At 55.4% G+C, this 10,929-nt stretch carries 13 protein-coding genes and 1 other annotated feature; of the genes, 12 read left to right on the top strand and 1 reads right to left on the bottom strand.

The features are described from left to right. The 11 genes from tssI to O3S81_RS25970 form a co-directional block, all read left to right on the top strand. Window positions 1–1,263 (top strand): type VI secretion system tip protein TssI/VgrG (gene tssI, locus O3S81_RS25920; protein ID WP_269347701.1); only part of this gene is annotated, 1,263 nt, incomplete at its 5' end. 3 nt (window positions 1,264–1,266) lie between these two features. Next, complete coding sequence (locus tag O3S81_RS25925) at window positions 1,267–2,331, top strand: DUF4123 domain-containing protein (RefSeq protein ID WP_269347703.1); 1,065 nt, start codon at window positions 1,267–1,269, stop codon at window positions 2,329–2,331. Then, window positions 2,328–3,176 carry a hypothetical protein gene (locus O3S81_RS25930; protein WP_111798134.1) on the top strand — a complete coding sequence of 283 codons (849 nt, stop codon included), beginning with the start codon at window positions 2,328–2,330 and terminating at the stop codon, window positions 3,174–3,176. Before O3S81_RS25925 ends, O3S81_RS25930 begins: the two co-directional genes overlap by 4 nt. Before the next feature lie 10 nt (window positions 3,177–3,186). Beyond that, window positions 3,187–3,762 (top strand): SMI1/KNR4 family protein, encoded by a 576-nt coding sequence (locus tag O3S81_RS25935; RefSeq protein ID WP_111798133.1) that lies wholly within the window; start codon window positions 3,187–3,189, stop codon window positions 3,760–3,762. Window positions 3,763–3,791: 29 nt separating this feature from the next. Then, window positions 3,792–4,289 carry an SMI1/KNR4 family protein gene (locus tag O3S81_RS25940; RefSeq protein WP_269347707.1) on the top strand — a complete coding sequence of 166 codons (498 nt, stop codon included), beginning with the start codon at window positions 3,792–3,794 and terminating at the stop codon, window positions 4,287–4,289. A gap of 16 nt (window positions 4,290–4,305) precedes the next feature. After that, on the top strand, window positions 4,306–5,022 hold the full coding sequence (locus O3S81_RS25945) for a hypothetical protein (protein ID WP_269347710.1): 717 nt from the start codon (window positions 4,306–4,308) through the stop codon (window positions 5,020–5,022). A 29-nt stretch (window positions 5,023–5,051) separates the two neighbouring features. Continuing rightward, window positions 5,052–5,348: a PAAR domain-containing protein gene (locus tag O3S81_RS25950; RefSeq protein WP_162691588.1), complete on the top strand. Its 297-nt coding sequence runs from the start codon at window positions 5,052–5,054 to the stop codon at window positions 5,346–5,348. 45 nt (window positions 5,349–5,393) lie between these two features. Further along, window positions 5,394–5,756, top strand: a complete 363-nt coding sequence (locus O3S81_RS25955) for a hypothetical protein (RefSeq protein ID WP_269347711.1) — start codon at window positions 5,394–5,396, stop codon at window positions 5,754–5,756. Then, window positions 5,741–6,910 carry a hypothetical protein gene (locus O3S81_RS25960; protein WP_269347713.1) on the top strand — a complete coding sequence of 390 codons (1,170 nt, stop codon included), beginning with the start codon at window positions 5,741–5,743 and terminating at the stop codon, window positions 6,908–6,910. The genes O3S81_RS25955 and O3S81_RS25960 overlap by 16 nt, the downstream gene beginning before the upstream one ends. A gap of 463 nt (window positions 6,911–7,373) precedes the next feature. Further along, entirely contained in the window at window positions 7,374–7,874 is a 501-nt protein-coding gene (locus tag O3S81_RS25965) for a hypothetical protein (protein WP_111798128.1), read from the top strand. Window positions 7,875–8,036: 162 nt separating this feature from the next. Then, window positions 8,037–8,876 (top strand): hypothetical protein, encoded by an 840-nt coding sequence (locus O3S81_RS25970; RefSeq protein WP_269347717.1) that lies wholly within the window; start codon window positions 8,037–8,039, stop codon window positions 8,874–8,876. 209 nt (window positions 8,877–9,085) lie between these two features. Here O3S81_RS25970 and O3S81_RS25975 read toward each other — a convergent pair whose 3' ends face one another. Beyond that, a complete protein-coding gene (locus O3S81_RS25975; RefSeq protein WP_111798126.1) occupies window positions 9,086–9,286 on the bottom strand; it encodes a hypothetical protein in 201 nt (66 codons plus the stop codon). A gap of 3 nt (window positions 9,287–9,289) precedes the next feature. Further along, window positions 9,290–9,345: a sequence feature (sul1 is cis-regulatory element that is thought to sense ions involved in sulfur or methionine metabolism; They are found in Alphaproteobacteria), on the top strand. 73 nt (window positions 9,346–9,418) lie between these two features. Between O3S81_RS25975 and O3S81_RS25980 the strand changes: the two genes are divergently transcribed. Beyond that, window positions 9,419–10,909: a SulP family inorganic anion transporter gene (locus O3S81_RS25980; protein ID WP_269347719.1), complete on the top strand. Its 1,491-nt coding sequence runs from the start codon at window positions 9,419–9,421 to the stop codon at window positions 10,907–10,909. The last annotated feature ends 20 nt before the right edge of the window (window positions 10,910–10,929 follow it).

Here is a 10,929-nt window from a genome sequence, read left to right on the forward strand (position 1 = left end):
GCAACGAAACGCCCGCGCATCGAGGGTACGCAGGTGGCGATCGTCGCCGGGCCCGAGGGCGAGGAAATCCATCCGGATCAATATGGCCGCATCAAGCTGTGGTTCCCGTGGGACCGCAAGGCGAAGAAGGACGGCACGGATACATGCTGGGTGCGGGTCAGCCAGGCATGGGGCGGCGGCACATGGGGTGCGCAGGTTATCCCGCGCATCGGCATGGAAGTGATGGTCGCTTTTGTCGATGGCGACCCGGACAAACCGCTGGTTATCGGCGTGGTCAACAATCCCGCCAATTCCGTGCCTTACGACCTGCCCGCCAACAAGACCCGCATGGTGCTGCGTTCCAACAGCCACAAGGGTGACGGTTTCAACGAAATCACCTTCGAGGATGAGGCCGGCAAGGAGAACCAGTTCTTCCACGCCCAGAAGGACCAGACGACGCGGGTATTGAATGACCGGACCAAGCGCATCGACCGGCATGAGGTCGCCTCGGTCGGCGGAAACCGTGCCGTTGAAGTTTCCGGCAACCAGAAACACGAGATCGGTGGTTCGGTGAATACGGTCGTCGGCGGCACGGGGCCGATGGCGATGATGGCCATGGCGGGCGTGCAGGCGCTCTCCGGGCAAACGGCCGGCCTTCTTTCGCAGGCCGCCCAGATCGCCGGCGGTGGTGGCCCCGGTGTCGCGGCTTTCGCCACCACGCTCGCCTCATCTGCGCTCGGTTTTCTTGGTGCGGGCGGTCTTTCCTCGCGTGAGGGTGTCGTCTCCGGCCCGAGCCCGCGTGCGGATGCGGGTACGGCGCTTGCCGGTTCCGGCTCGGGCGTCGGTTCCGATGCTTCGGGTCTGTTTCCGCTGCCGGGCATCATGAACACGATCGTCAGCACGTTCAAATCCGATAGCGTCGGTGTGGCGCGGGCTGAACAGATCGGGGTGAGCAAGGTCACCAATGTTGGCCAGACCTATATTACCAGCGTCGGGAAAGAGCAGCGCACCACCGTAGGTAAAACAATCCGAATGGAGGTCGGTGAACTCTTCGATTTGTGGACGCACGACAAGTTCCTAGGCCGTTCCGAGACCTGGTACGTAAACGCCAACAAGAAGATCGTACTCACGGCGCCGGGCGGCAGAATTGAGATCAACGAAAGCGGGATACTTATCAAGGGCCTGCGCGTCGATATCAAAGGCAATCAGATAAACTTCTCTCGCGGCGGCCCCGGCAAGAAGACCGACAAGGGGTTTGCGGAAGATTGTTCGAAGAAGAGCTGACCTATGTTCGAAACATTGAAAACGCAAATCCAGAATGAGTTCATGCAGCCTCGATATGCAGGTTCGAAGCTGTTCGTCCTGATCGATCCCTCTCGCAATCCTGGTCTATTGACAATCGCCCAAGGCATGACTGACGAAGGAGCATGCCTATTCATCGGCGATGCGCGGCAGGAATTCGAAGACGATGCGCCGTGGCTATTCAGGTGCGACGAAAGCGGAGAACTCATCCGTTACCTTGTCGGCGAAGGTCTTGGCCGACGCTGGAGCGTCTTCGTCGAAAGCAATCTGGAATTCGCCGAAATCTTTACCCATTTTCGCAAGTTCGTGAAGGTCGTTGATGGCGATGGAGACCACATATTCTGGCGCTTCTACGATCCGATGATTATCGCCGGCCAGTTGCCGTTTCTCACGGTCGAGCAGAGAGAGCATTTCCTCAGTGGGATCGAGCGGCTCGGTACGGAGATGGGCGAGCACGCCTTCGCCTGGTTCCGCAGCAATGGCGACGGGCGGCTTTCCACGCATGTGCTGGAAGCGCGCGGAGAGAAAGTCGATGTATCCGATAACGAGATATCCGACGTGAAGGACATCCCCTCGGATCTGGTCCAGATTTCAGTGGAGGGAGCTCGCGTTCGACCGATGATGCACCTGACCCAGTCGCAGATCGATGCACCGCTGCTCTACAATCGTCCAGCGCTCGTCGCGCATGTCGTCGAGAATCTCGACGAAGAGTTCTATCCGGCAATTGCACAGGTCGATCGGCAGGTGCTCGATCAGATGATCAGCCATGGCATTTCGCTGGCGATGTTCTCTTATGCCATCCACGACGTGGAGCACATTGAACTCTTTATAGACTTCATGTTTCGGATCGCACCTGGTTGGCACAAGGAGCCCGCTCTCAACCAGATTCTCAGGCGAACGGACATCACCACCAACGAGAAATTCGACCGCATGACCGAAGATCGCATGGCACGCGCCTGGGACGACGCGGAAACTATCGACGACCCCCGCGAATGGCTGCCGGAGGAGATTGCCCGACAACTGAACGCCAAGGGAGAACTTCTCCAATGAGCGAAGCTTATAAGGCAGAACTGAAAGACGGGATCTGGTCGAACGTCAAGCAGATGGCGAAAGACGATCCAGCCATCATCACCGACGTCGCCGGCATTTTCGACCCAACGGGCGCAGCCGATCTGACGAGCGCTGGCATCCGCGCTGTGAAGGGCGACTGGTGGGGAGCCTTGTTCTCCGCGGTATCTGCCGTGCCGTTCGGCGATCTTATTGGAAAAAGTAAGCTGCTGGCCCGCTACGGGCCTAAAGGTGCCAAGCTTGGCGGGGCGATCGCCTCCTACTTCGGCAAAAGCGCCAAAGCTCTGCAGGAGAGCCTCGTGGGCATGAAGGGTGCCAAGGCGGCGATCGCGGCCCGAAAGCGTGCTTTGGAGAAAGTGCGCGAGGCGATGAAGAAAAAGCGCGCCAAGAAAAATTGTGCCGAATGCAAGAAAGTCCCGAACGGTCGCATGCCGCGCAATGGCGAAAACGGGAATTGGGTCGACAAGGCCGGTAACAAAATCGATCAGCCAGCGGACGGCGAAGGCTTCTTCAAATTCAACGAACCGAAAAAACTACCAGACGGCAGGACCGTCGACGGAATTGACTATAAGGACGGCTTCCCTAATTTCGACAACTATGTCGTCGGTCAAAAACACGACTTGCCGGTTGTTACAGGCAATGCCGCAACAGACGGAACCGCCCTGTCCAATATGCTTGGGAAGCCGCCGCCAGATCCGCAAAAATATGTACTCAATCACTTTGAAGACGGGACTGTTGGATACGTTCCTCGAGTCATACATGACACCGGCCAAGGTGGCGTCGCGCATGTCGGCGGCAACTCTCTTATCAATTCCGAACTGTTCTGAAAGATAGAAAATGGACCTGAAATCACTTAACCCGACACTTTTCGCAAGTTACGAACAGGCCAAGGCTTATCCGCCCGATGAATTTGGCGCGCGTTGGAAAGAGGTAAGTAGTGAGGAAGCCGAGCAATTCCAATCGCAAACTGGATTGACGCTTCCCAGCGATTATCTGGATTTCGTCCGCGATTTTGGCGAGTTCACAATATGGACGGAGGGGTTCGGTAAACTTTATACTCGTGTGACTTGGCAAACAGGAAAAAGCGGCGACGCTGAGATTGGCAAGATCGCTGGCCCAGCAGGAATCTTGGAGACCCGGCAGTCCTATCTCAACGCCGGTAGCGGCGCACGGATCCCAGAGGATCTCGTCCCGGTCACATTCGACAGCGGCTATGGTCACGTAATGCTCGATCTGTCGAAGGACGGTTTCGGAAAGGTTCGCTATCTTCAAGTGAAGACTAAAGCTTTTGGTGCCGATGGATATGGGTGGGACCAGGTAGGAACGGTCGCTGACAGCTTCACAGAGTTCGTTCGTCGCATCGACAGTAAAAAAGGTCTCGCCAAGTCGTTTGGCCCGCCTAAAAAGGGATGAGGGCGTTGAACGGAAGTTTAGATACGCTTTTGAACACGCCAGACGAGATGGGACGTGTACATAGGCCGGTTACCAACCCGGAGATCGACGAATTTGAACGCTCCGAAGGCGTCACTCTACCGGACTCACTTAAGAGCTTTTGGTCGAAGTACGGAAGTCGCGACCTTAACAGCAAGAAGATTTTCGCTTTCAAGACCAAGGTGGTTTTTCCTGATGGAAAAAAGAAGAAAGCCGATGTCGGTGCGATCGCCAGTCCCGGCAAAATGATTGAGGCGCGTCAACGCTATATCGACCCGCTATATGGAAACTCCGGTGATTGGTTGCCTGCAGGAGTTTATCCACTGACATTCGATAGCGGCTATGGCCACTGCCTGCTCGATCTGAACGCGGATACCTACGGTCGTATCCTGTACATCGTAGTCAAGGCGAAGACCTTTGGTGATGCTGGCTATGGTTGGGATCACGTCGGAATGGTCGCGAAGGACTTCGATGAATTCCTCGCTGATCTTACTCCGGATTACCTCTGACCTTGGAGAAGGGCCGATGCTTCAGGAAGCCTATGCGCATTTGAGTTCGGTCGCGGAAAAATACACCGACCAGATCATTACGACCGCGTTCGAGAACTGGCCTCCGTTGTATAAAGAATATGCACTGGCGCGTCCCGCGGCATCTCTTCCCCTTAGCGCAGACGATATCGAGATCGTTTTACGCGGCAACTCCGATCGAGCACGCTGGAAACAGCAGGTGATCGCCATACCGGAGATCGCCCAGCATACAATCGAGTTTTACGGAGGTCCGGTGTTCCCAAAGATCGGCCCGGTCAGTTGGAAGGAAGTGCCGACCTTTAGCATAATAGAGTCGTCTGACGCCGTAGCAATGATACCCGCACTGCTCGCATCGGTGACGAGCCGGATGGCGATCATCCTGGAAGCCTTCGTGATTGGGCAGGTGCCGACGTTCCTGCACTTCTTTCCGGCAGTTGATCTGGCCTCGCACGCAGAGTTGCGGGTCAGGGTTCGCGACGGCGAGATGGTCGACGCAAGGTGGCAGTCCGTCCCGCAAGGTGTGCGTCCAGACCTCGCGATCAAGGAGCGCATAGTCCGCACGGCGACAAAGCTCTGCCCATCGAGTCCACTACCGAGCTTGCTTTTGGACATCAGCGTGGATTGCAGCGATGCGACGTCGCCCGCGAGACTCATCGAGATTAATCCCGATATCCCGATGATTTCCACTCCCTCAGACCGTTCAGCTCTTTCGTGACAAGCTCAGGAGGTTTTACTTTGCCTGGAATGCCCGTAACGTTGAAAGCACACTGGCACGTCTGCCCAATGATCGATCCCGGCCCTAGGCCGCATATTGGCGGACCGGTCGTCTCTACACAGCAAAGTTTTGTAACGGTGGAAGGCGTACCCGTGGCCACGGTCGGTGACAGTCTACTTTGCACTGGAGTGCCTACGACATCAGACAAGATCACAGGTGGATCCTCGATCGCCAAGATAGAGGGCAAGAGGATTGCCCGTATTGGCGACTCCTGCGCGCATGGCGGAAGGCTGGTGCAAGGAGTGCCTTGGATTACGTTCGACTGAAAGAGCTGGGTTGGTTTGTCTGAACAGTTTTGGGCGTTTCGCTAAGTGGTTTACCGCCCTGATCATGCCGGCACCATTATTGGTATCAGCGGGTTGAAGTCTGCTGGTCAAGGGATGAATGTGGGCGTCGACCATTGTAGAAGGTCAGATATCGGCCGAGCCGACGCCGGCCTTGGACGCGGTCTTGAGGCCCGCGGTCGGAATGCCGACAGCCGCTCCATGCTGCGTCAGAAGAAGTCTGTGGCCATCGTCGCCTGCCTCTTCGATCTTTGGGAGAAGGAACTGGGCAAGGTCTCTGGCAAGTCCAAGGCCGCCGAAGCAAACCGCTTCCAACGGGCAAAATCGCTGATTTACTTCGTGCTGGAAAATACTCGTAAAAAGGTGAGACCTTCTTGGATGACATTCTGAATGACGCGCAAGATTTCGAAGAACTGTACGGCAAATGGGAGCCCAAACTCTATCAGGCATCCATGGCAGACACCGACCGTCACTTCGCTTCTCTGGTGGGTGGACCGCGCTGGGACGATCCATACACGATCATTCTAATGCACGACACTGTTGAACAAACATTCTCGCGATCGGATGTTCGCAGGGAGTTGCGCGACATCCGAGTGATACCGTCGTCGAAAGACAATATAGAGCCTTCCTATGTCACGATCAGCCTGCAGGGCGACATTTACGTTGTCGGTCCGGACGGTTCACAGCATTTCATTATCCCCGGAACTCAAGCCGAATCCGAGACCGCGCCTGAAATCGATTTCCGCTCCATTCTTCCTTATGACAATCGTTGGCTTGTCGCAGGCAGCGAGAACTTCTTGAAGCTCGGAAAAGGCGGGAGTTGGGAGGACGTGTCTCCGTCGCTTACGACTGAATATCCCTACTCGGGGACTGAATGGGCCATTCTAGGCAAAAACGTCAAAGGTGAGATCTTTATCGTTGCGACCCAGAGACCGAACCAACGATACTTTACCCTTTACCCGGGCCATCCTCTATTTCGAAGTGACATGACGGAAGACGAACGCTTTGAACTGAAAAAGAGATTGAGAGCTGGAAAGGGTACCCATCCTGTTCTAACGACGCTTTTTACAGGAACACCTGGCAGTTGGAAACGTCAGGAGTTGCCTGCACGGATTGCCGAGGCTTCACCACCATACGCATGGGTGGCCGCCATCACTTCCGACAAGCAGGGCAATGATTATCTGGTTGGCTCCGACGGTGTGGTCATGATTGGAATACCAGAAAGCGGTTTTTCGGAGATTTCATCGTTGCCGGATCGCGAAAAGCATTACTCTGATGCTGCTTATCTCGACGGTAAGTTGATCCTCATTGCTGACTCGGAACTGTTTCGTTTCGATGGACATTTAGCAAAAACCTTTACACCAAAGGTGAAGCTCCAGCTCGGGAGCAAACGGGTTCAGCCATCAGCGATTTTTGCCCGGGAAGACAGACTGCACGTGTTTGATTACGGAAACCGGATCTTTTCTCTCGTTGAGGGAGAATGGAGAGAGTATGCGATTCCAAACGAGTTGCTCGAGCGTCCTTTCAAAGCCAGAAAGCCGTAGATTGTCTGATGTGTGTACACCGTTACTTGATCCAAGCCATCACCGACTCGAAACGCAATGGCAGCGCTGTGTGGCGCCTGATGTCGACCGCGAAGACAACCATGCACCCGGCTTGCGGCTGGATTGTTGCCCTGGGACTTCGGACACGATCACGGGCGGCTCTTCGGTCGCCAGTATAGAGGGCAAAATGATTACAAGATTGGGTGATAACTGCGCTCATGGCGGCAGATTGGCCGAAGGCGTTCCGTAGATTACCTTCGAATAACGGGGGGCGGGTATGAGGCGCTTATCTTCTGGCATGCCGATGCTGGCGTGATCGCGCAGATCATTCCTGCACTTGACGCGAGCCAACTCGATAATCTTCTTGGCTCCACCACCCCGCTGTTGTTTGCACTGGGCCGGACCGGATAGTTGGCCGGGATCACGTCGGCAATCCGGAAAATCATTTGGAAGAGTTTGGGAAATGACATTCCAGGATGGCCTGCAAGATCTGGTCGACAAGCCTGTTGTTTATTCAAAATATATCCACGGCAGTATCTTTCATCTATTATTTGCCGCCAATGGTGGTGAGGTGGAACTCGTCTGCAACGGATGTCAGTGGATCATCCTCGGGAATGCCGGCGAGGTGCTGCTCCACGACGAAGCAGTGCTTTCCAACGAGGTGCTGTCCGATGTTTTTACCAGTCTGCGACTTCGGTCACATGAAGTTCTTTCTGCAAGCCTGAGCTTGCATTTCGACGGCGCCATTTTTCACGGGTTCACAACGGAAGCCTATCACCTTGCTCTCCATGATGGGGTAGTACTCGGTTCTGCCGAATGGCTTAAGCAGGCGGATGCCGCTCGGGACAGTTTCATGTTGTTCAACCCCGGGGAGGATGCGGTTGGCTACGAATTCTCCAACTATTTCGATTTGAATTCTGCGCCGTGGCGCGCGCGTTATCTGTTCGCAAGAGAGGAGCTTTAACTAAATGAGTGCCCAGATTGCGACGAGGATAATAACTGCGTTCGGTCGATGCCGATTACTGAAATAACTGTCTGGTATCTGGATCTGTTACCGATCCGTGAATGGAGAAGCTAAGTGTCCGAGATCGTTTTGGAAATAGATGGAAGAACGATGGAAAACCTGATGACGGGGCCATACGTCTTCATCGAGGAGGCGCGATCCCTGGCAATCCGGAAGACAGCCTATTTCAACAAGGCCGGCTTCATGGCTTATTCGCACCTCATCGACGAACATGGCTGTACCGGATTTTCGATCGAGGTTGAAGATGTCGCCGAGAACGAGCTGCAGGACTATTTCTCTCCTGATTTCAGCAACATTCGCAAAAAGGGTGACATCGTTGAGATCGGAATAGTCGGGTCCGGCGCCTTCTCCGAGGATTTCGACCTCGACGTGTTCAAGAATTTCCGGAACGTCAAAAAGATCACAACGCACGGCCTTTCTTTCCGGTCGAGACTACCGGAGCTTTTTCCGAAGCTCGAGACCTGGCTCAATCTCGACTGGAAGACCAATAAGGTCGAGTATCTCGGCAACAGATGTCCGGATTTGAAAAATCTCGCGCTCCACGGGTTCAGCGGATCGCTTGCACTTTTCGAAAATTCACCGATTAGAAAATTCTTTCTGATCTCGTCGACTATCAAGGACATTGACGACATTCTGCGCTTTAAGGATCTTGAAGTCCTGCAACTTGTGTCCAGCAGGATTACGGGCGACGTGTCGCGCCTGTCGGAGCTTCCCAAACTGCGATCACTGCGTTTCGAGGGCAAGGACAAGCTTGAAGGGTGGGATAAGCTGGCGAGCAGGTCGCTCGAAAACTTCGAGGCATCGCATTATCCCTGCAAATTTCCGCGCGAAAATTTCCCGAAACTTGAGAATTATGTCATCAACGCGTATCGCGCTCGGGACCCGTTCTTTGAAGAAGGAGGAGATCGCGACGCCCTATGCGACCAATTCGCTGCCGTATGACCGTTCTCAGTGTCGCGGTCTCGCCGCGATTGTGGATTTTCGCTGCAGCCTCTCTGACTATTTAGCCAGCGGCGCCTTGCCACAAGGTATTTCGAGCGGGTGGAAGATCGAATTTCCGCAAGCTTTGTACGGCCCCCAACGGTCGACTGTTTCCTGGCGTCGCAGGAGTTCGCAGGAGTTCGGCAAACTCCGGATGCCTGTGCAGATAATCAGTCACGCGAGGCGTCCATCGCCGCGAAGATTTCTCCAAAAACCCTTTTTGCTCGCACGCCTCCATAGTCTTCTTCAGCGGCCATTTTCAGGGCATTTTTGTCGAGTTGGGCAGCTCTTGCCCTGACGCGCTCCAGCAGCAGGCCATTCAGAGCGAGATATAATTGCAAAAGCGGACTGCGTGAGCTAGTTAGCTTCATCCACAAGGACCCGGTGAAACTCCGGGTGGCTCTTCTGGCCGCCTATCCGCCAGACAACACAGCAACGCAACCTGTTCTGTTTTCGAGGACCGAGTTTCGCTCGGCCGTTGCCTCAACTGTGAAAATTCTCCAATGCGAACTCTTTCAAACTACCGTCAGGAGTGGTTCTCCAACATCCGTGGTGATGTGCTTTCGGGTATCGTCGTCGCTCTCGCGCTTATCCCGGAAGCGATAGGCTTTTCCGTAATCGCGGGCGTCGATCCCAAGGTTGGCCTCTACGCTTCCTTCGCTATCGCGTGCGTGGCGGCCTTTGTGGGCGGCCGGCCCGGCATGATCTCTGCTGCGACGGCCGCGACCGCTGTCGTCATGATCTCGCTGGTCAAGGAGCACGGTCTTCAGTATCTGTTCGCCGCCACGATCCTTATGGGTATCATCCAGATCGTCGCGGGATGGCTCAGGCTCGGCCGCGTGATGCGCTTCGTTTCCCGTTCCGTCATTACAGGCTTCGTCAACGCGCTTGCGATCCTGATCTTCATGGCCCAATTGCCCGAACTCGTTGGGGTTCCGACGCTCACCTACGTGATGATCGCAGGCGGCCTCGCCATCATCTACCTCTTTCCATACGTGACCAGGGCTATCCCATCGCCGCTCGTGGCCATCGCGGTGCTCACGGCCATGGCGTGGTGGTTCGATATGGACCTGCGCACCGTTGGCGACCTCGGTGAACTTCCGTCTTCGATCCCGTCTTTGATGCTTCCGCAGGTTCCGTTGACCCTGGAGACGCTACAGATCATCTTCCCATATTCAGTGACGCTCGCTGCCGTCGGCCTGCTGGAATCGCTGCTTACCGCGCAGATCGTCGATGACATGACGGACACGCCCAGTAACAAGAGCCAGGAATGCGTTGGCCAGGGCGCGGGGAATATCGCCTCGGCGCTGATCGGCGGCATGGGCGGATGCGCCATGATCGGACAGTCGGTCATCAACGTAACATCTGGTGGTCGGGGACGGCTTTCAACGTTCGTGGCGGGTGCTTTCCTGCTATTCCTGATCGTCGTCCTCAACGACCTCGTCCAGATCATCCCCATGGCCGCGCTCGTTGCGGTTATGATTATGGTTTCCATTGGTACTTTCTCCTGGCGGTCGATCCTCGACCTGAGACGCCATCCGCTGCCATCCTCTGTGGTGATGCTGGCGACGGTCATTACTGTCGTTGCAACGCATGATCTGGCAAAGGGCGTGATCGTTGGCGTCCTGCTGTCCGGCATTTTTTTTGCTGGCAAGGTAGCCCGTCTGTTCAGGGTCACGCGCGTGGAGGATGCCGAACAAAACAGTGTCACCTACGCAGTGGTGGGGCAGGTCTTTTTTGCGTCGGCGGAAGCCTTCATCCATGCGTTCGACTTCACGGACAAGGGTAAGCGGATCATCATCGATCTCACAAAGGCCCATCTCTGGGACATCACCGCAATTGGTGCGCTGGACAAGATCGTATTGAAGTTTCGTCAGGCGGGCGACGAGGTCGAGGTCCTCGGCTTCAACGAGGCGAGTGCTGACATGATTGACCGCTTCGCCCTGCACCACGACAAGGATGAGCGGCTTGCGGCAAGCGCCTCACTACACTGAACAACGTGGCTGCGTACATT

The sequence above is a fragment of the Agrobacterium sp. SOY23 genome (assembly GCF_027212525.1).
Taxonomy (GTDB): domain Bacteria; phylum Pseudomonadota; class Alphaproteobacteria; order Rhizobiales; family Rhizobiaceae; genus Agrobacterium; species Agrobacterium tumefaciens_I.

Bases quoted from the DNA above. Each gene is read 5' to 3' on its own strand.
- O3S81_RS25925 (WP_269347703.1), top strand. From the start codon at position 1,267: ATGTTCGAAACATTGAAAACGCAAATCCAGAATGAGTTCATGCAGCCT.
- O3S81_RS25930 (WP_111798134.1), top strand. From the start codon at position 2,328: ATGAGCGAAGCTTATAAGGCAGAACTGAAAGACGGGATCTGGTCGAAC.
- O3S81_RS25935 (WP_111798133.1), top strand. From the start codon at position 3,187: ATGGACCTGAAATCACTTAACCCGACACTTTTCGCAAGTTACGAACAG.
- O3S81_RS25945 (WP_269347710.1), top strand. From the start codon at position 4,306: ATGCTTCAGGAAGCCTATGCGCATTTGAGTTCGGTCGCGGAAAAATAC.
- O3S81_RS25950 (WP_162691588.1), top strand. From the start codon at position 5,052: ATGCCCGTAACGTTGAAAGCACACTGGCACGTCTGCCCAATGATCGAT.
- O3S81_RS25965 (WP_111798128.1), top strand. From the start codon at position 7,374: ATGACATTCCAGGATGGCCTGCAAGATCTGGTCGACAAGCCTGTTGTT.
- O3S81_RS25970 (WP_269347717.1), top strand. From the start codon at position 8,037: ATGACGGGGCCATACGTCTTCATCGAGGAGGCGCGATCCCTGGCAATC.
- O3S81_RS25975 (WP_111798126.1), bottom strand. From the start codon at position 9,286: ATGAAGCTAACTAGCTCACGCAGTCCGCTTTTGCAATTATATCTCGCT.
- O3S81_RS25980 (WP_269347719.1), top strand. From the start codon at position 9,419: ATGCGAACTCTTTCAAACTACCGTCAGGAGTGGTTCTCCAACATCCGT.